General features: G+C 71.4%; 20 protein-coding genes. 12 read left to right on the top strand and 8 right to left on the bottom strand.

Annotated features, from left to right (window positions below):
* A partial coding sequence (locus ACZ4LX_RS31995; RefSeq protein ID WP_467721335.1) for a hypothetical protein occupies window positions 1-474 on the bottom strand: 474 nt, incomplete at its 3' end.
* A gap of 404 nt (window positions 475-878) precedes the next feature.
* Here ACZ4LX_RS31995 and ACZ4LX_RS32000 point away from each other — a divergent pair.
* Window positions 879-2,894 carry a GTP-binding protein gene (locus ACZ4LX_RS32000; RefSeq protein WP_467650411.1) on the top strand — a complete coding sequence of 672 codons (2,016 nt, stop codon included), beginning with the start codon at window positions 879-881 and terminating at the stop codon, window positions 2,892-2,894.
* 43 nt (window positions 2,895-2,937) lie between these two features.
* Here the strand turns inward: ACZ4LX_RS32000 and ACZ4LX_RS32005 are convergent, their stop codons facing one another.
* Together ACZ4LX_RS32005 and ACZ4LX_RS32010 are read right to left on the bottom strand one after the other, a co-directional pair.
* A complete protein-coding gene (locus ACZ4LX_RS32005; protein ID WP_467650412.1) occupies window positions 2,938-3,777 on the bottom strand; it encodes a transglutaminase family protein in 840 nt (279 codons plus the stop codon).
* A gap of 4 nt (window positions 3,778-3,781) precedes the next feature.
* A complete protein-coding gene (locus ACZ4LX_RS32010) occupies window positions 3,782-4,783 on the bottom strand; it encodes a GNAT family N-acetyltransferase (protein ID WP_467650413.1) in 1,002 nt (333 codons plus the stop codon).
* Window positions 4,784-4,900: 117 nt separating this feature from the next.
* Here ACZ4LX_RS32010 and fdxA point away from each other — a divergent pair, with 117 nt between their 5' ends.
* Together fdxA and dapC are read left to right on the top strand one after the other, a co-directional pair.
* Complete coding sequence (gene fdxA, locus ACZ4LX_RS32015; RefSeq protein WP_018956287.1) at window positions 4,901-5,221, top strand: ferredoxin; 321 nt, start codon at window positions 4,901-4,903, stop codon at window positions 5,219-5,221.
* Between the two features lie 127 nt (window positions 5,222-5,348).
* Entirely contained in the window at window positions 5,349-6,443 is a 1,095-nt protein-coding gene (gene dapC / locus ACZ4LX_RS32020) for a succinyldiaminopimelate transaminase (protein ID WP_467650415.1), read from the top strand.
* Window positions 6,444-6,527: 84 nt separating this feature from the next.
* On the opposite strand, the gene ACZ4LX_RS32025 is transcribed toward dapC, so the two are convergent.
* Both ACZ4LX_RS32025 and ACZ4LX_RS32030 read right to left on the bottom strand, forming a co-directional pair.
* On the bottom strand, window positions 6,528-6,932 hold the full coding sequence (locus ACZ4LX_RS32025; protein WP_467650417.1) for an ATP-binding protein: 405 nt from the start codon (window positions 6,930-6,932) through the stop codon (window positions 6,528-6,530).
* A gap of 286 nt (window positions 6,933-7,218) precedes the next feature.
* A complete protein-coding gene (locus ACZ4LX_RS32030; RefSeq protein WP_467650418.1) occupies window positions 7,219-8,172 on the bottom strand; it encodes a hypothetical protein in 954 nt (317 codons plus the stop codon).
* A gap of 35 nt (window positions 8,173-8,207) precedes the next feature.
* On the opposite strand from ACZ4LX_RS32030, the gene dapE reads away from it, so the two are divergent.
* A complete protein-coding gene (gene dapE, locus ACZ4LX_RS32035) occupies window positions 8,208-9,287 on the top strand; it encodes a succinyl-diaminopimelate desuccinylase (protein WP_467650420.1) in 1,080 nt (359 codons plus the stop codon).
* A 96-nt stretch (window positions 9,288-9,383) separates the two neighbouring features.
* Window positions 9,384-10,169: an LOG family protein gene (locus ACZ4LX_RS32040; protein WP_467650421.1), complete on the top strand. Its 786-nt coding sequence runs from the start codon at window positions 9,384-9,386 to the stop codon at window positions 10,167-10,169.
* 136 nt (window positions 10,170-10,305) lie between these two features.
* Here the strand turns inward: ACZ4LX_RS32040 and folP are convergent, their stop codons facing one another.
* Window positions 10,306-11,178 carry a dihydropteroate synthase gene (gene folP, locus ACZ4LX_RS32045; RefSeq protein ID WP_467650422.1) on the bottom strand — a complete coding sequence of 291 codons (873 nt, stop codon included), beginning with the start codon at window positions 11,176-11,178 and terminating at the stop codon, window positions 10,306-10,308.
* A 330-nt stretch (window positions 11,179-11,508) separates the two neighbouring features.
* On the opposite strand from folP, the gene ACZ4LX_RS32050 reads away from it, so the two are divergent.
* Together ACZ4LX_RS32050 and ACZ4LX_RS32055 are read left to right on the top strand one after the other, a co-directional pair.
* Complete coding sequence (locus ACZ4LX_RS32050; RefSeq protein WP_467650423.1) at window positions 11,509-11,922, top strand: hypothetical protein; 414 nt, start codon at window positions 11,509-11,511, stop codon at window positions 11,920-11,922.
* On the top strand, window positions 11,919-12,512 hold the full coding sequence (locus tag ACZ4LX_RS32055; protein ID WP_467650424.1) for a DNA-3-methyladenine glycosylase I: 594 nt from the start codon (window positions 11,919-11,921) through the stop codon (window positions 12,510-12,512). Before ACZ4LX_RS32050 ends, ACZ4LX_RS32055 begins: the two co-directional genes overlap by 4 nt.
* A 12-nt stretch (window positions 12,513-12,524) precedes the next feature.
* On the opposite strand, the gene chcB is transcribed toward ACZ4LX_RS32055, so the two are convergent.
* Window positions 12,525-13,337: a 2-cyclohexenylcarbonyl CoA isomerase gene (chcB, locus tag ACZ4LX_RS32060; RefSeq protein ID WP_467650425.1), complete on the bottom strand. Its 813-nt coding sequence runs from the start codon at window positions 13,335-13,337 to the stop codon at window positions 12,525-12,527.
* A gap of 315 nt (window positions 13,338-13,652) precedes the next feature.
* On the opposite strand from chcB, the gene ACZ4LX_RS32065 reads away from it, so the two are divergent.
* Window positions 13,653-13,820, top strand: a complete 168-nt coding sequence (locus tag ACZ4LX_RS32065) for a DUF3117 domain-containing protein (protein ID WP_003966491.1) — start codon at window positions 13,653-13,655, stop codon at window positions 13,818-13,820.
* Between the two features lie 98 nt (window positions 13,821-13,918).
* Here ACZ4LX_RS32065 and ACZ4LX_RS32070 read toward each other — a convergent pair whose 3' ends face one another.
* Window positions 13,919-14,584: an O-methyltransferase gene (locus tag ACZ4LX_RS32070; protein ID WP_467650426.1), complete on the bottom strand. Its 666-nt coding sequence runs from the start codon at window positions 14,582-14,584 to the stop codon at window positions 13,919-13,921.
* A gap of 179 nt (window positions 14,585-14,763) precedes the next feature.
* Here ACZ4LX_RS32070 and sigE point away from each other — a divergent pair, with 179 nt between their 5' ends.
* The 4 genes from sigE to ACZ4LX_RS32090 all read left to right on the top strand — a co-directional run bounded on the left by sigE (window position 14,764) and on the right by ACZ4LX_RS32090 (window position 18,973).
* Window positions 14,764-15,525, top strand: coding sequence for an RNA polymerase sigma factor SigE (gene sigE, locus ACZ4LX_RS32075; protein WP_467650459.1), 762 nt, complete (start codon window positions 14,764-14,766; stop codon window positions 15,523-15,525).
* Window positions 15,522-16,520 carry a zf-HC2 domain-containing protein gene (locus ACZ4LX_RS32080; RefSeq protein WP_467650427.1) on the top strand — a complete coding sequence of 333 codons (999 nt, stop codon included), beginning with the start codon at window positions 15,522-15,524 and terminating at the stop codon, window positions 16,518-16,520. Before sigE ends, ACZ4LX_RS32080 begins: the two co-directional genes overlap by 4 nt.
* Window positions 16,521-16,642: 122 nt before the next feature.
* Window positions 16,643-18,397: a S1C family serine protease gene (locus ACZ4LX_RS32085; protein WP_467650428.1), complete on the top strand. Its 1,755-nt coding sequence runs from the start codon at window positions 16,643-16,645 to the stop codon at window positions 18,395-18,397.
* 99 nt (window positions 18,398-18,496) lie between these two features.
* Window positions 18,497-18,973 (top strand): sec-independent translocase, encoded by a 477-nt coding sequence (locus tag ACZ4LX_RS32090; RefSeq protein WP_467650429.1) that lies wholly within the window; start codon window positions 18,497-18,499, stop codon window positions 18,971-18,973.
* The last annotated feature ends 100 nt before the right edge of the window (window positions 18,974-19,073 follow it).

Below are 19,073 nucleotides of genomic sequence, written 5' to 3' on the forward strand. Positions count from 1 at the left end.
CTTGTCCTTCTTCCAGTCGGAGGAGCCGCCCTCTTCGTCGTTGCCGGGCTGCCATTCCTTGGCGACCGTCATCGCCAGGGCGCCGCCGCCGGTGTGGACGCCGCCGTTGGGCTTGTCCTTCTTCCAGTCGGAGGAGCCGCCCTCTTCGTCGTTGCCGGGCTGCCATTCCTTGGCGACCGTCATCGCCAGGGCGCCGCCGCCGGTGTGCACGCCACCGTGGGGCTTGTCCTTCTTCCAGCCCTCGTCGTCCGACTTGCCGTGCTCGTCGCCGGTGACCGTCGACGCCAGGGCGCCGCCGCCGGTGTGGACGCCACCGTTGGGCTTGTCCTTCTTCCAGCCACCGTCCTCGCTGCTGGAGGACGAGCCGCTGTCGTGCTCCCAGTCGCCGGCCGTCATGGCGTAGGCGGAGGGGGCCGTGATCGTGAGGACCGCTGTGACGGCGGCCGAAGCGAACAGTGTGCGGGCAGAGCGCATCTGAACACGTTTCCTTTCGTCGCGACTGCGAAGAGTGATGGAGTATCGACTCGGAGTGGCGCAGTGGCTACGTGAACCACCGTCAGCCCGGAGTCCGGAGCGCGCCATCGGAGAAGCCCGCATTCGAGCTACGGCATGGGCTCATCGAGTGGCGGAGAACGGATAATCACCCGTTGGACGGCACGCCGCGCCGGGGAGAGGTTTGGCCCCCGCCGTATCCCTCGTTCGCTGACGGGGTCTCACCGCGCGGCCGCACTCGCGGCATCCCGTAAATGAGTTGCACCGCCGTCCGGCCCGCTGTTGTACTCGCGGCAACAGCCGACAGAACCAGGAGATATCGATGCGCCGATCTCACATGTTCGTCTCGACGGGAATTCACCTCACCCCTGAGAACATGGAGTTCTGTGCACACGCTGAATCTTGGCATTCTGGCGCATGTCGACGCCGGTAAGACGAGCCTGACCGAGCGGCTGCTTCACACCGCCGGAATCATCGACGAGATCGGCCGCGTCGACGACGGGAACACACAGACCGATTCCCTCGCCCTCGAACGGCAGCGCGGCATCACGATCAAGTCCGCGGTCGTCTCGTTCGCCCTCGACGATGTCACCGTCAACCTGATCGACACGCCCGGCCACCCGGACTTCATCGCCGAGGTGGAGCGGGTGCTGAGCGTGCTCGACGGCGCGGTCCTGGTCATCTCCGCCGTGGAGGGCGTCCAGGCCCGGACCCGCGTACTGATGCGGACGCTCCAGCGCCTGCGCATTCCCACGCTCGTCTTCGTGAACAAGACCGACCGGGCCGGAGCCGGGTACGCGCAGGTGCTGCGCGAAATCGCGGAGAAGCTCACGCCGTACGCGGTCGCGATGGGACCGGCCGTCACCGGGATCGGCACCCGCGATGCCCGCAGCGTGCCGTACGCCGACGACGACCCCCGTCTCACCGGCAGGCTCACCGACGTGCTCACCGAGCACGACGACGCCCTGCTGGCCGCGTACGTCGAGGGCGGCGAGGGGCTCGCACCCGCCCGGCTCCGCGCGGAACTGGCGGCGCAGACCGGGCAGGCACTCGTCCACCCCGTGTACTTCGGCTCCGCCGTCACCGGCGCCGGTATCACCGCACTGACCGGCGGGATCAGGGAGTTGCTGCCCGCGGCCGGCGGCGAGGCGGAGGGGCCGGTCTCCGGCACCGTCTTCAAGGTCGAACGCGGCCGGGCCGGTGAGAAGCTGGCCTGGGCCCGGATGTTCTCGGGGACCGTACGCACCCGCGACCGGCTGACGTTCGGCCACGGGCCGGGCGATGTGTCCGAGGGCAAGGTGACCGGCATCCGGGTCTTCGCCGACGGCGCGGACGCCGAGGCCGCGTCGGCCGGTCCGGGGCAGATCGCGAAGCTCCGGGGACTCGGAGACATCCGGATCGGCGACGCGGTCGGCGATGTCCGTGCGGCGGCCACCGGGCACCACTTCGCCCCGCCCACACTGGAATCCGTGGTGGTGGCGGCCCCGCCCGTCTCCCGGGGGGAACTGCATTTCGCACTCGCGCAACTCGCCGAACAGGATCCGTTGATCAACCTGAGGCAGGACGACATCCGCGAGGAAATCTCCGTATCGCTCTACGGCGAAATGCAGAAGGAGGTAATCCGGGCAACGCTCGCTGACGAATTCGGAATCGATGTCGGTTTCCGCGGAACCACGACCATCTGCCTGGAAAAGCCGTCCGGAACCGGAGCCGCGTTCGAGATCATCGACAAGGACGACAATCCCTTTCTCGCCACCGTCGGACTGCGCGTCGACCCGGCCCCGCCCGGCAGCGGTGTCTCCTACCGGTTGGAGGTGGAGCTCGGCTCGATGCCGTACTCCCTGATGAGAGCCGTCGAGGAAACCGTCGTCGAGACACTCGGACAGGGACTGTACGGATGGCGTGTCACCGACTGCACGGTCACGATGACGCACTCCGGCTACTGGCCCCGGCAGAGCCACTCGCACGCGGTGTTCGACAAGTCCATGTCGAGCACGGCCGGGGACTTCCGCAATCTGACCCCGCTGGTGCTGATGGCCGCCCTCCAGCAGGCCGGCACCACGGTGTACGAGCCGATGCACCGCTTCCGGCTGGAGCTCCCGACGGACACGCTCGGGCCGCTCCTGCCGGTCCTCGCCCATCTGCGGGCCGTCCCGGGCCCCCCGTCCGTCGACGGTGCCCGCTGCGTACTGGAGGGTGAGATCCCCGCCTCCCGGGTGCACGAACTCCAGCAACGGCTCCCCGGTCTCACCCGGGGCGAAGGGCTGCTGGAGACGTTGTTCGACACCCACCGCCCCGTCGCCGGCACCGTCCCGCGCCGCTCCCGCACGGACCACAATCCGCTCGACCGGAAGGAGTACCTGCTGCACACGGTGAGGCGGGCGGGCGTCGCCCCGGTGTGAGTGCGGTGGTCGGTTGGGCGTCGCCCCGGTGTGAGCGCGGCCGTCAGTTGAGCATTGCCCTGGCCGCCCGCGCACTCCGGCGCACCGCCTCGGCGGTGGCCGGGTCGATGCCCTCGATCACCTGCGCGTACTCGTCCATCTCCGCCGCCCCACGCAGGAACTCCCCGCCCTGGACCAGCAGCTGGGCCCGCTCGTAACGCAGCCTGGCCGGGTGCGACGGCAGGAGCAGCGACAGCTCCACCGCCCACAGCGCCACGCTGTTGTGTTCCGGGCGGGACACCGCCCACGCCCGGATGTTGTTCAGGATCCGCAGCACGATCTCCAGCGGTCGCGCCGGCACCAGCATCCACGGCTCCAACGGCTCCCCGGTCGCATCCGCCACCAGCAGCTCCGCGTCCTCATCCGTCAGCGGCCGCCCGCCGGCGAACGGATCGGCCAGCACCCGCTCCGCCGGATCCCCGAAACCGACCACGAAATGACCCGGCAGCGCCACCCCGTACACCGGAGCACCCGCCCTCCGCGCCACCTCGATCCACACCACCGACAGCAGGATCGGCAGCCCACGCCGCCGCCGCAGCACCTGGTGCAGCAGCGACGAATCCAGTCGCTCGTAGTCCGCCGACGAGCCAGCGAACCCGCATCGTTCGCCCAGCAGTTCGGCCAGCGCCGAGGCCCAGGCGCGGCCGCCGCACAGCCCGTACGGCAGCAGTCCGGCGAGCCGGTCCAGTTCGATCTGGGCCGCGTCGGTCCCGGCCGCGTCCAGCGCGGGATCGGCCTCCGCGCCCAGCAGCAGACAGAGCAGCGCCAGATCGGGCCGCTCCGCCCGCGCCTCCTCGGCGAACCGCCGGCGCGGCTCGTCCCTGTCATGGCTCCCGGGCGTCATCGCGCTATGCCGCCCCGAAGTGGTGGTACCGGTGGTGCGTCGCGAAGCCCATGCCGTCGTACAGCGCACGGGCGCCGTCGTTATCCGCCTCCACCTGGAGCCAGGCGGCGGACGCGCCCTCGTCCATCGCCTGCCGGGCCAGCGCCGTCATCACCATGGTGGCAAGCCCCTTGCGGCGGTGCTCCGGAGCCACCTCGACAGCCAGGAAGCCGGCCCACCGCCCGTCCACCACGCACCGCCCGATCGCGGCGGGCGCGCTGTCGCCGGACTCGCCCGGCACAGTCGCGAACCACACCGAGGGGCCGCTGTTCAGCACCGCCGCCACGTGCGGGCCCGGCGTCCCGACGCGCTGGTAGCGGGAGAACCACACGTCGTCCACCGCGCGGCTCAGCCGCACCCGTGAGACCTCGGCCGCCAGATCGCCGATCGGGGCCAGCGCGGCGATCCGCACCTCCGCGGTCACCTCGCGCCGCCAGCCGTGACCCTCCAGCGCCGCGCACAGCTCCTCCTGCGTGCCCTCGGCGCCGGTCGCGGCCTGGATGCGGGCGGGCAGACCGCGGTCCTCGTACCACTGCCCGATCCGCCCGAGCGCCGCGCCGAGCGGCATACCCGGATCGCCCAGCGGAAGGACGGAGTTGGCGCGGCGGGTGAAACCACCGGCCGCGCGCAGCAGCCAGCCGCCCAGCGGCTCGCTCTCCACGGGCTGCCAGGCGCGTGCGTAGACGGGGGCGAGTTCGGCGAAGGAGGCCGAGGGGCCGCGCCGGCGGGCCGGGGCGGCCGGTACGATCTTGCCGGCCACCAGCGCCGTTTCGGGGATCCGGACGGACTCACCGTTCTTGGGTGTGACGGAGAGCACACCTGTGTTCCAAGATGTGAGAACACCGACCGTGTCGGTGAATTTCGGACCCTGGGGGCCATCCTCGGTCAGGCGTCGGACTGATACTCGTTTACCCACGTCAGCCGGTGCAATTCGGACTTCCAGCCGTCCGCCCATGGTGAATTCCACAGCTCTGTCCGCCCCTCCTGTTCGGATCGTGCCCCGGAACGGAGATACTAGGTGCGGGCATCGACGACGCCGCGCTCCCGCGCGAGAGCCAACGCCCTACCGAGGAGGAACGACAGCGTGACCTACGTCATCGCGCAGCCTTGTGTCGACGTAAAGGACAAGGCCTGCATCGAAGAGTGCCCCGTCGACTGTATCTATGAGGGCCAGCGGTCCTTGTACATCCACCCGGACGAGTGCGTCGACTGTGGAGCCTGCGAGCCGGTCTGTCCGGTCGAAGCGATCTTCTACGAGGACGACACCCCGGAGGAGTGGAAGGACTACTACAAGGCGAACGTCGAGTTCTTCGACGACCTCGGGTCGCCGGGTGGTGCCTCCAAGCTGGGTCTGATCGAGCGCGACCACGCGTTTATCGCCGCACTGCCGCCGCAGAACCAGTAGCAGCGTCCAGGCACGTGCGTCACCCCGGTCCCGTACGGCTCGTCACCGTGCGGGACCGAGGTGTTTCCCCCTCGGGAACGGTCGCCGTGTCACTCGCGTGAACCTCCGTACGAGAAAGCAGAGATCCGTGTCCGCAGTCTCCTCCCGCCTCCCGGTCTTTCCCTGGGACAGGCTCGCGCCCTACAAGTCGACGGCCGAGAGCCACCCGGACGGCATCGTGGACCTGTCCGTCGGCACGCCCGTCGACCCGGTGCCCGAGCTGATCCAGCAGGCGCTCGTCGCCGCCGCGGACAGCCCCGGCTATCCGACGGTCTGGGGGACGGCCGCACTGCGTGACGCCCTCACCGGCTGGGTGGAGCGCCGGCTGGGCGCGGTCTCGGTGGCCCACGAGAACGTGCTGCCCGTCGTCGGCTCCAAGGAACTGGTGGCCTGGCTGCCGACCCAGCTGGGCCTCGGCGCCGGCGACAAGGTCGCCTACCCGCGGCTCGCCTACCCGACGTACGAGGTCGGCGCCCGGCTCTGCGGCGCCGAGCCCGTCGCGTACGACGACCCGACCGAGCTCGACCCGGCCGGCCTCAAGCTGCTCTGGCTCAACTCGCCGTCCAACCCGACCGGCCGGGTCCTGGCCAAGGACGAGCTCATCCGGATCGTCGCCTGGGCGCGCGCGCACGACGTGCTCGTCTTCAGTGACGAGTGCTACCTGGAGCTGGGCTGGGAGGCCGAGCCGGTCTCCGTGCTCCACCCGGACGTCTGCGGCGGTACGTACGAGGGCATCGTCGTCGTCCACTCGCTCTCCAAGCGCTCCAACCTGGCCGGCTACCGCGCCGCCTTCATCGCGGGCGACGCGGCCGTACTGAGCGAGCTGCTGCTGATCCGCAAGCACGGCGGGATGATGACGCCCGCCCCCGTCCAGGCGGCGACCGTCGCGGCGCTCGGCGACGACACGCACGTGGCGGAGCAGCGTACGCGGTACGCGGACCGGCGCGCGGCCCTGCGTACGGCCCTGGAGGCCCATGGCTTCCGGATCGAGCACAGCGAGGCGAGCCTCTACCTGTGGGCCACCCGCGACGAGCCCTGCTGGGACACCGTGGCGTACCTGGCGGAGCTGGGCATCCTGGTGGCGCCCGGCGACTTCTACGGGCCGGCGGGCGACCGTTTCGTACGTGTCGCGTTCACGGCGACCGACGAACGCGTGGCGGCCGCGGTCAAGCGACTGGGCTGAGCCGCGAGCAGGACATACACGCGCGAGGGCCTCGGGAGTGCGCACTCCCGAGGCCCTCGCGCGTCTTTACCGCCGTGGTGCGGATCAGCCGATCGGCAGGCCCTGGGTGGGCAGACCGCCGAGGCCGCCCTTGGTCACGGCGCCGGTCGCCTTGCCGAGGGTGTCGGTCGCGCCGCCGTCGGCGGTCTTGCCGACGCCCTTCGCCGCGGGGGCGGCCTTGGCGCCCGTCTCGCCGAGGGTCTTGGCCGCGACCGGCAGCGTGGTTCCGACGACCTTGCCGCCGGCCTCGCTCGCGGCGTCGGTGGCCGGCTTCGCCGCGTCGACGGCCTTGCCGAGGTCGGCGCCCTCGACGGAGGTGAGACCGCCGAGCTCCGGGGCCTGCGGGAGCGGAGCGGCACCTGCGACACCGGCCGCACCGACCACGGGGGCCGCACCCGCCGCGATCAGCAGTGCGGTGCGGGCGATCCGACGGGCGAGGGGGAGGGACATGATGCTCCTTCGACGGGGTGGGGAATCCTGGTGTCCGTGGGCCGGACGCCATGACAACCGCCGCGGGGCGGGGAGAGGTTGCGGTGAACCGAGGTAAAGATCAGGTAACGCGTCACATAATCGGCAACGGCGGAACCCGGGCGGACCACGCGTTCCTCGGCCGCCCGCCGACCGTCGCTTCCCTTTGACCGCAAGGGGGTGGACGGGCGCGGAGGGCGGTGTGCGGGAGCCCGCGCGGCGTCCGCGCGGCAAGGGCGAGCGCCCCCTGCGCGGGGGACGGTTCGTACTACCGCGCGAGATGTATGCGGATCGCGGCGGTGTCCGATTCCTTGCGCTCCGTCCCCCAGCCCGACCCCGACTCCCACTTCTTGCCGGCGTAGGAGACCTTGACGATGCCGAGCGCCTCGGACTGGGCTACCGCCCAGTGCGCGAGCTCCCAGCCGCGCTGCGGCGTACCCCCCTTGTCCGATCCGAGGGCCTTGTTCACCGGCACCGAGAGCACGCCCGCACGCGCACCGGCGGCGACCGGGGTCTTCGTGCCGGCCCCGTCCGCCGCGTTCTCCGAGGGCAGTACGTCCTTGCCGAAGGAACCCACCAGGGCGGCCCGGACCTTCGCCATCTCACCCGTCCCCGCCGTGCTCCGCGGCGGCTCGCAGTTCAGGGTCGCCGGCGTCCGGCCGGTCAGCGCGGCGGCCAGCAGCGCGGCGTCCGGCTCGTGCTTCGCGTACGCCTGCGGGAAGCCGCTGCGCTGGACGCGCTGCGCGGCCACGGTGAGCGGCAGCCGGGAGTAGCCGGGCACCTCGGCCAGGTGCTGGTAGAACTTCCCGGCCGAGTAGACCGGGTCCAGGATCTGCTTCTCGGTGCCCCAGCCCTGCGAGGGGCGCTGCTGGAAGAGGCCCAGCGAGTCCCGGTCGCCGTGGTCGAGGTTGCGCAACCCGGACTCCTGCAGCGCCGTCGCCAGCGCGATCGTCACCGCGCGCTCCGGCATGCCGCGCGTGGTGCCGACCGCGGAGATCGTCGCGGCGTTCGCCGCCTGCTCCGTACTCATCCGGTAGGTGCGCTCCTCGCCCGCCGAACCGTCGGCGGACCGCACGGTGCACTGCTCGGATCCCTTGCTGCCCGTCACGTACTGCACGGTCAGATACCCGGCCACCGCCACGAGCACGGCAAGGGCCGCCACTATGCGCAGACGGCGGCTGCGGGCGGTGTGTCGGCGGGCGGGGGCTTCGGTCCGGGGCACGGGGCCACCGTACGGCAGGCACTAGGGTCGTAGCCATGGCCGAAAGCACGCTTGACCTCACTCTGGACGGACCCGCGCTCACCGCATGGCTCGTCGACTTCCCCTCGGTCAGCGGGGAGGAGAAGGACCTCGCCGACGCCATCGAGTCGGCGCTGCGGACCCTTCCGCACCTGACCGTCGACCGGCACGGCAACAACATCGTCGCCAGGACGCACCTGGGCCGCGGCGAACGCGTCGTACTGGCCGGTCACATCGACACCGTGCCGATCGCCGGCAACGTGCCTTCCAGGCTCGACGCGGACGGCCTGCTGTGGGGCTGCGGGAGCTCCGACATGAAGTCGGGCGTCGCCGTCCAGCTGAGGATCGCCGCGACCGTGCCCGAGCCCAACCGCGACCTCACCTTCGTCTTCTACGACAACGAAGAGGTCGCCGCCGAACTCAACGGCCTGGGCCACATCGCCGATGCCCACCCCGACTGGCTGAAGGCCGACTTCGCCGTGCTCCTGGAGGGCTCCAACGGAGAGGTCGAGGGCGGCTGCCAGGGCACGCTGCGCGTCTTCCTCCGCATGGAGGGCGAGCGGGCGCACTCCGCCCGCAGCTGGATGGGGTCCAACGCCATCCACGCGGCGGCGCCCGTCCTCGAACGGCTCGCCGCCTACGAACCGCGCAAGCCGGTGATCGACGGGCTGGAGTACCACGAGGGCCTCAACGCCGTACGGATCGAGGGCGGCGTCGCCAACAACGTCATCCCCGACGCCTGCACGGTCGTCGTGAACTACCGCTACGCCCCCGACCTCAGCGCCGAGCAGGCCATCGCCCATGTGCACGAGGTGTTCGCGGACTGCGGCGTCGCCGAATTCATCGTCGACGACCACTCCGGCGCGGCCATGCCCGGCCTCTCCCACCCGGCGGCCAAGGCCTTCATGGACGCCGTCGGAGGCACCGCCAGGCCCAAGTTCGGCTGGACGGACGTGGCGCGCTTCGGCGGCCTCGGCGTCCCCGCGGTGAACTACGGACCCGGCGACCCGGTCCTCGCGCACAAGCGCGACGAGCACGTACGGACCGACCGGATCACCCACTGCGAGGACCGGCTCCGCTCCTGGCTCACGACCTGACCTCGGGCGTTCCCCTGTCCGTAACCTCCGGGGATCTACGCTGGCCTGGGACAGAGCGCCGCAGGGCGGCTCTGACGTCGGCGTAGGGAGCAGATCATGGGCAACCCGGAGGACGCACGGATTCCTGAGAGCGCGGAGATCCCCGAAGGCGCGGTCAGGCCCGAGGAGCAGCGGCTCGGCCCGGTGCTGCGCCGCAGGGACCAGGTGCAGCCCGGCACCACCGATCAGCGGCTGCTGGACTCGGAGGGCGACTCCGAGTGGGTGCACACCGACCCGTGGCGGGTCATGCGCATCCAGTCGGAGTTCGTCGAGGGCTTCGGCGCACTGGCCGAACTGCCGTGCGCCATCAGCGTCTTCGGCTCCGCCCGCACACCGGCCGGTACGCCGGAGTACGAGGCGGGCGTGCGGATCGGCAGGGCGCTCGTGGACGCGGGCTTCGCGGTGATCACCGGGGGCGGCCCCGGAGCGATGGAAGCGGCGAACAAGGGAGCGCGGGAGGCGAAGGGCGTCTCGGTCGGCCTCGGCATCGAGCTGCCCTTCGAGTCGGGCCTCAACCCGCACGTCGATATCGGCGTCAACTTCCGCTACTTCTTTGTCCGTAAAACGATGTTTGTGAAGTACGCGCAAGGCTTCGTCGTCCTGCCCGGCGGCCTCGGCACCCTGGACGAGCTCTTCGAGGCCCTGACCCTCGTCCAGACGGGCAAGGTCACCCGCTTCCCGATCGTGCTGTTCGGTACGGAGTACTGGGGCGGTCTGGTGGACTGGCTGCGCGACACCGTGGTGGCCCAGGGCAAGGCCTCCGCGAAGGACCTCCTGCTGTTCCACGTCACGGACGACGTGGATGAGGCGGTGAACCTGGTGACGAAGGAGGTCGGGCGGTGAGAACCGGCCTCTCGGCCGACTGAGGCGCGGTATCGGCCGGGGCGCGGCCGGGCCCCGGCCGATACCGCCCTCGGGCCGCTACGCCAGCCCGTACCGCCCTCGGGCCGCTACGCCAGCCCGTACCGCCCTCGGGCCGCTACGCCAGCCCGCGCCGCGCGACCGCGGGCGCCCGGTGCCCCGCGATGGACGCCACCATGTCCAGGACGTCCCGCGTCTCGGCCACCTCGTGGACCCGGTACACCCGCGCCCCCAGCCACGCGGACACCGCTGTCGTGGCCAGCGTGCCGAGCAGCCGCTCCTTCACCGGCCGGTCGAGCGTCTCGCCGACGAAGTCCTTGTTGGAGAGCGACACCAGCACCGGCCACCCCGTCTCCGACATCTCGCCGAGCCGTCGTGTCGCCTCCAGCGAGTGCCGGGTGTTCTTCCCGAAGTCGTGACCGGGGTCGATCATGATTCCGTCCGGCCGGACCCCCAGCTCCACGGCCCGTTCGGCAAGCCCCACGGTCACCCGCAGGATGTCGGCCATCACGTCCTCGTACCCGGCCCGGTGCGGCCGGGTACGAGGCTCGGCGCCGCCCGCGTGCGTGCAGACCAGCCCCGCCCCGTACCGCGCGGCGATCTCCGCCAGCTTCGGGTCGACCCCGCCCCACGCGTCGTTCAGCAGATCCGCCCCGGCCTCGCAGACGGCCTCCCCGACATCGTGGCGCCAGGTGTCGACGCTGATCACCACGTCCGGGTGGCGGCGGCGCACCTCGGCGACGAATCCGACGGTGCGGCGGGCCTCCTCCTCGGCGGTGACCTCCTCGCCCGGACCTGCCTTCACCCCGCCGATGTCGATGATCGCGGCACCGTCGGCCACGGCCTGCTCGACCCGGGAGAGCGCGGGCTCGTCGTGGAAGGTGGCGCCCTGGTCGTAGAACGAGTCCGGGGTACGGTTCACGATCGCCATGATCACCGGCTCGTGCGCCCCGAACTCGCGCCGCCCCAGCCTGAGCGCACCGCTTCGCATCCCGTGTCTCTCCCTGTGAATCCCCCGGCGGATCTCCCGCCGGGACCGACTGCGACCCTAGTACGTCGTCCGGCGTGGTCCGCTCCGCGGCGCCGTCCGGTACGCACGCCGGCCGCCTCGGCCGAAAGCCCTGGTGGCTCGTCCCCCACGGCCTGCGAGGCAGGGGAGGGCGAGGGGAGGGCACCGCCCCCTTCGACGGCTTCCGGCCATCTCGCGATCACACGCACCGGACGCCTGTCCGTACGGCGGACCGCGCCGGGCGGGGCACCGGCTGTCAGTACCTCATGGCACGATCGGACCCGGACGAATTCCGCTCCCGGGGAGATACGCGTGTTCTGGTTCTTGCTGCTCGCGATGGTGGTGGTGGTTGCCGCGGTCACCCTCGCGGTGGTCGGCGGAGGGAAGAGCGCCATCCTGCAGGACGTGGCGCCCGAGCAGCTGACGGATCCGCTGCCCGTGACGCGCCCGGTGGGCCGGGCGGACGTCGAGGCGCTCCGGCTGCCCGTCGCCGCCCGCGGCTACCGGATGGCCGATGTGGACGACGCGCTGGGCCGTCTCGGTGCCGAGCTCGCCGAGCGGGACGCGCGGATCGCGGAGCTGGAGTCGGCGCTCGCCGGCGCCCAGGCCATGAGAGCCGGCCGTCCCGATCTTCTGAAGCGGCCCGAGGACGCGCCACGAGCGCCCTGGGAGGAGCCGGAGCCGCAGCGCCAGGCGCCGCGCCCCGACGAGGAGGACGGGCGATGAGCGGCGGCGCCGAAGCGGCGCCCGACGGCGGACTGCGCTGCCCCTGGGGCCTGTCCACCGAGGACTACCTCGTCTACCACGACACCGAATGGGGCCGCCCGGTCCACGGCGACGACGCCCTGTTCGAGCGGCTGTGCCTGGAGGCGTTCCAGTCGGGTCTGTCCTGGCTGACGATCCTGCGCCGCCGGGAGGGTTTCCGTGCCGCGTTCGCCGGCTTCGGCATCGCGAAGGTGGCGGCGTTCACCGACACGGACCGGGAGCGGCTCCTCGCCGACGCGGGCATCATCCGCAACCGGGCGAAGATCGACGCCACTCTCGCCAACGCCCAGGTGCTCGCCGGCTGGCAGGACGGCGAGCTGGACGAGCTGATCTGGTCGTACGCCCCCGATCCGGCGAGCCGCCCCGTGCCGCGCGTCCTCGGGGACGTAGCGGCCGTCACCCCGGAGTCCACGGCACTGTCGAAGGACCTCAAGAAGCGCGGGCTGCGGTTCATCGGCCCGACCACGGCCTACGCCCTGATGCAGGCGTGCGGCCTGGTCGACGACCATCTCGCGGACTGTGTGGCACGCGGCGGCGGCACCGCCGCCTAGGCCGCGGCCCTTCTACCGACCGAGGTACTTCGGCTTCTCCTTGTCGAGGAACGCCTGCACCGCGATCGCGTGGTCCTGCGACGCGCCCGCCCTCGTCTGGAGTTCGTCCTCCTTCTCCAGCGCCTCGCGCAGGGTGTGACCGGCCCCGTGGGCCAGCGACTCCTTGAGCGCGGCGTACGCCACCGTCGGGCCGTCCGCCAGGGCGCGGGCCACCGCGGTGGCCTCGGCGACGAGGTCGGCGGCGGGCACCAGCTTGTTCACGATGCCCAGGTCATGGGCGTCCTGGGCGGAGATGGAGCGGGGGAAGAGCAGCAGATCGGCGGCGCGGCTGTGGCCGATGAGCCGGGGCAGTGTCCAGGAGACGCCCGAGTCCGCCGTGAGAGCGACCCCGGCGAACGAGGTGTTGAACGAGGCGGTGTCGGCGGCGACCCGGTAGTCGCAGGCGAGCGCGAAACCGAAGCCCGCACCGGCCGCGGCACCGTTGACCCCGGCGACGACCGGCTTCGGCATCTCGGTGAGCGCCCGCACGATCGGGTTGTAGTGCTCCTGCACGGTGCTCAGCGCGTTGCCGCCGCCCGACGCGCGGGCCTCGGCCAGCTTGGAGAGGTGTTCCTTGAGGTCCTGGCCGACGCAGAAGGCGCGCCCGCCGGCCGCGGTGAGCAGAACCGCCCGCACAGCGGTGTCGGCGCCGGCCGACCGCAGGGCGTCGCGCAGGGCCACCTTCGCCGCGGTGTTCATCGCGTTCATCGCGTCGGGGCGGTTGATCGTGATCGTCGCGAGCCCGTCGCTCACTTCGTAGCGCACGGTGTCGTCGTGATCGGCCATGTGCGGGTCCCCTCGGTGCCTTGTCCAGCATGCCTGTCCAGGCAAGCATGGCGGACTTCGGCGGAGGCGAACATGTGACCTGCGTCTAACAATTCCGCCCCGATGCGGGGTGGAAGGGGACGGAGTATCGCAGTCGGATCGCCGAATTGGGTGGTTTTGAGTGAGCGCGTTGCGCAAGCGATGCAGAGCGATGTTGGTCATCGGGGTCTGTGATGCGGGATAATGGCCTGGAAGCAATGTGTTCGATGCCGGTGAGGCAGCGCCTGTCATGGGGCCGCCGGTTGCGATGAGCTGGTTTCAGGAAGGGGAACGAGCATGGCGGCCATGAAGCCGCGGACGGGCGACGGCCCGCTCGAGGTGACAAAGGAGGGGCGGGGCATCGTCATGCGCGTTCCGCTCGAAGGCGGCGGTCGGCTTGTGGTGGAGCTGACTCCGGACGAGGCCGATGCACTCGGCGATGCCCTCAAGAAGGTCGTCGGCTGACAGAGGCGCCCACACTTCACCACTGCCCCGGCACGGTCTCCGTGCCGGGGCAGTGGTGTTCCGCGGGGGATGAGGCGCCGTGCCGACGCCCGCAGGGATCAGCCGCGTCGTACCGCGCAGAGGAGACCGTCGCCCACCGGCAGCAGCGTCGGCATCAGCTCCTGGCTCTCGCGGACCGCACGCAGCAGCTCGCGCAGGCGCAGCACCTCCGCGGGCTGGGCGGCGGAGTCGACCGTACGGCCGTCCGCGAAGACGCCCTCGAAACAGACCAGGCCACCGGGCCTCAGCAGGCGCAACGATTCAGCGAGGCAGTCCAGGCTCTCCAGCCGGTCGCCGTCACAGAACACGAGGTCGTATCCGCCGTCCGCCAGCCGAGGGAGCACGTCGAGGGCCCGGCCGGGGATGAAGCGGGCCCGGTTGGCGGCGAAACCTGCCGCGCGGAACGCCTCGCGGGCGAACTGCTGACGTTCGGGTTCCGGGTCGACCGTGGTCAGCACCCCGTCGGGCCGCATGCCGTGCAGCAGGTAGAGGCCGGACACGCCCGTCCCGGTGCCGATCTCGGCCACCGCTTTGGCGTCCGTCGTGGCGGCAAGCAGGCGCAGCGCGGAGCCGGTGCCTGGCGAGACCGAGCGGAGCCCCGCGTCCCGTGCCCGGTCCCGGGCCCAGCGCAGTGCTTCGTCCTCGGGGACAAAGGCGTCGGCGAACGCCCAGCTCGTCTGCCGGTTGGCGGTGATGACCCTCTCCTGTCCCCGTAGTTGGCGCAACGGTGACTGTATCCGCTGCACCCGGGAACCCGCAGATGGGACCGGGCGTTAGGGAAGGGCGGGGGAAAGCGCGTGGATCGGGCCCATGGACCGGGCATCGGACCGGCGGGCGAGGTTCCGGGGAGATCCCCGGCCCCAGCAGGAAAAAGGCTTATACGGAGCTAACGGGCGAGGTGGCTATGGTAGGGGCTCCACTGGACACCACCAGAGCCGATAGGGGAGGTGCGGCTGCGCCTGTGGATCGGAGAGGAGTGCTGCGGCGCTTCCTCAGGTCGGCGGGTGAGCCGAAATCCGTGACCAACATTGCTGACCGTTCTTCCAACGCCTCCGCACCGACCGCGACCTTCGCCTCAGATGCGGACTCCCAGGCGTGGACGCCGCCCTCATGGGAAGAGATCGTCAGCACGCACAGCGGTCGTGTCTACCGCCTTGCCTACCGACTGACGGGTAACCAGCACGACGCCGAGGACCTCACCCAGGAGGTCTTCGTCCGGGTGTTCCGTTCGCTGTCGACGTACACGCCCGGCACCTTCGAGGGCTGGCTGCACCGCATCACGACCAATCTGTTCCTGGACATGGTCCGCCGCAAGCAGCGCATCCGCTTCGACTCCCTCGGGGACGACGCCGCCGAGCGGCTGCCGAGCCGTGAGCCGTCACCGCAGCAGGTCTTCAACGACACCCACTTCGACGCGGACGTCCAGCAGGCGCTGGACACCCTCGCGCCCGAATTCCGGGCCGCGGTCGTGCTCTGTGACATCGAGGGTCTTTCGTACGAGGAGATCGCCGCGACACTCGGCGTGAAGCTCGGCACCGTGCGCAGCCGTATCCACCGCGGGCGCTCGCACCTGCGCAAGGCGCTGCGGCACCGTTCGCCCGAAGCCCGCGCCGAGCAGCGCTCGCTGACGGGCGCACTCGTCTCGGGGGAGGGCGGAACGGCGTGAGTGGCACAGGTCCGACCTCCGCGGAACAACACCTGGGGGACCGCCTCGCCGCGCTTGTCGACGGCGAGCTGAAGCACGACGCCCGCGACCGGGTGCTCGCGCACCTCGCGACCTGTGCCAAGTGCAAGGCCGAGGCCGCCGCCCAGCGGCGCCTGAAGAGTGTCTTCGCGCAGTCGGCCCCGCCCTCGCCCTCCGAGGGCTTCCTCGCCCGGCTCCAGGGCCTTCCCGGTGGACCCGGTGGTGACGACGTCGGTCGGGGAAGACCGACGGGTGAGTCAGGACGCTTCGGTGACGGGGTCTTTCCCGTGATGCGGCCCTCGGGCAGCCGTGCCCAGGCGGCCCCGGCCGGTTCCCCGGCGCCCGGCTTCGGCTGTCTTCCGGCTCTGCACGGCTCGACGGCCGTGCTGCCCGCCGGTTCCGGCGGTTCCGTCTTCCGGATCCATGAGGTCGGCCGCGAGCCCGAGCGCTCGCCGTGGCGGGGACGCCGGTTCGCCTTCGCGGCCGCCAGCGCCGTTTCCCTCGCCGCCATCGCACTCGGCGGCGCCCTGCCGACGGACAGCGGCACAGAGACCTCCACCCGGGCCGAGGGTCCGGGCCGTACCGTGGCCCCGCTCGACGCCGAGGCCCGTGCGGCGAGCGGCACCGTCAGCCGGCGCGGAGGCGGCAGCCATGGCACGCTCGCCGCGGCCGGCGCCGACCGCCCGTTCTCGCTCGCGGTGAACGCGGCGCCGCTGGCGTTCTCCTCCGCGCCCTCCCTGCTCGGCGCCGACGCCCTCAACAGGAACCCGTTCGCCCTTCCCGTCCAGTCGACCGTGTCCGCGCCCGCACTGATACGCCCCGACGCGAGCAACCCTCTCTTCACGCGCGCCCTCGGCAGCGGACTCTCCCCGGCCGAACCCGCCCCGCCCTCCGCGGAGCCGTCCCGGACCCCCACAACGGCCGCCGGCGCGGCGGCCCCCGCCGATCACGGCCTGCCGCTTTCGCCCCGTCGCTGATGAAGGTCTGTGTACGGGGCTGCGCAGGGCATCCGTAAACCTGGTTGAATTCCGGCAGGATTTCCGGAGGGACGCCCCTGCCGGGGTGTGCAGAGGCCGGTTGCGGCAGTTGCGGGGAGAGCATGGACGACGGGAAGACCACCGAGCCGAAGGCGAAGTGGTGGAGCCGGCCCACGCCGGGACGCAGCGCGCACACCGCGCCGCAGGAGCCGTCGTCCGTCGAGGACGCGATGCCGCCGGCAGACGCTCCGGCAGATGTCCCGACGGACGCTCCGGCAGGAGTCCAGGCAGACGCTCCGGCTGTGAGCGACGCACCTGCGGCCGTGGCGCACGAGGCCCCGGCCGAGGCACCCGGGGCCGCGGCAGCAGCACAGACCCCGCCGACCGAGGCCCCGGCCCCCGCGCCGCAGGCCGCGCAGCCGCTCCACGAGCCCGACCCGTACGGCACACCGCCCTACGGCGGTCCCGGCCCCTGGGCGCCCGCACCGCCCGTGCAGCGGCCGACCCCGGCGCACGGCACCCCCGTCCCCCCGGCCTACGCGGGGACGAACGGTTCCGGGATGGCGGCCCTGCCCGCTCCCGCCCCCGCGTACGGGACTCCGCCCGCGCCGCCGGCGCATCCGCAGATCCCGGGCCGGACCGCCGCCCACCCTCAGGCGCAGCCCCACTCCCCGTCTCCGCAGTGGCTCCAGTACGACCCCTGGGGCGCGCCCCGGCAGCCGCTCATCACGCACCCCGGACCCCCGGCCGGCCCCGAGGGACGCCGCAGGAACCGGCGCGGGCCGGTCCTCGTCGGCGCACTGCTCCTGGCCCTGGTGGCAGGCGGCGTCGGCGGCGGCATCGGCGCCTACATAGAGCGCAACGGTGGCTTCCACCAGGTCGAGCTGAACCAGGACGAGCGCAACGGAGGCGGACGCGCCCCCGACAGCGTCGCGGGCATCGCGGCGAGCGCCCTGCCCAGCGTGGTCACCCTGCATGTCAGCGGCAGCACCGAATCGGGCACCGGCACCGGCTTCGTCCTCGACGACCAGGGCCACATCCTGACCAACAATCACGTGGTCGCCCCGGCCGGTTCCTCCGGCGAGATCACCGTGACGTTCAGCGGCGGCGAGACGGCGAGCGCCGAGATCATCGGCAAGGACAGCGGCTACGACCTGGCCGTGGTCAAGGTCAGCGGCGTCTCGGGGCTGAAGCCCCTGCCCCTGGGCAACTCCGACAACGTGCAGGTCGGGGACCCGGTGGTGGCCATCGGCGCCCCCTTCGACCTGTCCAACACCGTCACGTCCGGCATCATCAGCGCCAAGGACCGGCCGATCACCGCGGGCGGCGAGAAGGGCGACGGCAGTGACATCAGTTACGTCGACGCGCTCCAGACCGACGCCCCGATCAACCCGGGCAACTCCGGCGGCCCGCTGGTGGACACCGACGCGCACGTGATCGGGATCAACAGCGCCATCCGCGCCGCGGACAGCGGTTCGACGACCGAGGGCGGCCAGGCCGGCTCCATCGGTCTCGGCTTCGCCATCCCGATCAACCAGGGCAAGCGCGTCGCCGAGGAGCTCATCAACACCGGGAAGGCCACCCATCCGGTGATCGGGGTGAGCCTCGACATGAAGTACACCGGGGACGGTGCCAAGGTCGGGGCCGAGGGCGCCGACGGCAAGTCCTCCGTCACCGAGGGAGGACCCGGGGCGAAGGCGGGCATCCGGCCGGGGGACGTCATCACCGAAGTGAACGGCAGGCGGGTGCACAGCGGTGAGGAGCTGATAGTGAAGATCCGCTCGCACCGGCCGGGCGATCAGCTGAAGCTCACGCTGACCCGCGGAGGTAAAGACCTGTCCATGACTTTGACGCTCGGTTCGGCAACGGGCACGTGATGGCCATGGGGAGCTACCGTCCGGACAGTTTCGCCGGGTACCGTGGGCCGGGTCCGGACCTCATCCGACCTGGTCGCGGAGAACACGAGGAGCCGCAAGGTGTTCAATGACATAGGTGCACTCGAGCTGGTGACGCTCGCCGTCATCGGCGTGCTCATCTTCGGCCCGGACAAGCTTCCCAAGGTCATCCAGGACGCCTCGCGCTTCATCCGCAAGATCCGGGAGTTCTCGGAGAGTGCCAAGGAAGACATCCGCACGGAGCTCGGCCCGGAGTTCAAGGACTTCGAGTTCGAGGACCTGAACCCGAAGACGTTCGTCCGCAAGCAGCTCATGGACGGCAAGGACGATCTCGGGCTGAAGGAGATCCGCGAGAGCTTCGACCTCCGCAAGGAGGTCGCCGAGGTCACCGACGCGGTGAACGGGCGCGAGACTCCCGCCGTCGAGGCGAAGAGCGCTGTGTCGGGCGGTGCCTCGGTCACCGCGGCAAACGGCTCGCCGGGCGCCCCCGACCTGCTCAAGAAGCGTGAGCAGCCCACGAAGACCGATCACCCGCCGTTCGACGCAGACGCCACCTGAGACCCGTCAATCCCGGCTCATCCGGACGGTATGGCTATTCTCCATCTGTCCGGTTGTGAGTACGCCCGAGGGGGGTGGGCCGCTCCGGACCTTGACGATC

This window comes from Streptomyces sp. NPDC026062, from assembly GCF_055568375.1.

What these genes read in the sequence shown, in the direction of transcription:
- ACZ4LX_RS32040 (WP_467650421.1), top strand. Translation starts at nt 9,384, where the DNA reads ATGGGCAACCCGGAGGACGCACGGATTCCTGAGAGCGCGGAGATCCCC.
- ACZ4LX_RS32065 (WP_003966491.1), top strand. Translation starts at nt 13,653, where the DNA reads ATGGCGGCCATGAAGCCGCGGACGGGCGACGGCCCGCTCGAGGTGACA.
- ACZ4LX_RS32025 (WP_467650417.1), bottom strand. Translation starts at nt 6,932, where the DNA reads ATGTCCCTCCCCCTCGCCCGTCGGATCGCCCGCACCGCACTGCTGATC.
- dapE (WP_467650420.1), top strand. Translation starts at nt 8,208, where the DNA reads ATGGCCGAAAGCACGCTTGACCTCACTCTGGACGGACCCGCGCTCACC.
- ACZ4LX_RS32085 (WP_467650428.1), top strand. Translation starts at nt 16,643, where the DNA reads ATGGACGACGGGAAGACCACCGAGCCGAAGGCGAAGTGGTGGAGCCGG.
- sigE (WP_467650459.1), top strand. Translation starts at nt 14,764, where the DNA reads ATGGTAGGGGCTCCACTGGACACCACCAGAGCCGATAGGGGAGGTGCG.
- folP (WP_467650422.1), bottom strand. Translation starts at nt 11,178, where the DNA reads ATGCGAAGCGGTGCGCTCAGGCTGGGGCGGCGCGAGTTCGGGGCGCAC.
- ACZ4LX_RS32055 (WP_467650424.1), top strand. Translation starts at nt 11,919, where the DNA reads ATGAGCGGCGGCGCCGAAGCGGCGCCCGACGGCGGACTGCGCTGCCCC.
- chcB (WP_467650425.1), bottom strand. Translation starts at nt 13,337, where the DNA reads ATGGCCGATCACGACGACACCGTGCGCTACGAAGTGAGCGACGGGCTC.
- ACZ4LX_RS32005 (WP_467650412.1), bottom strand. Translation starts at nt 3,777, where the DNA reads ATGACGCCCGGGAGCCATGACAGGGACGAGCCGCGCCGGCGGTTCGCC.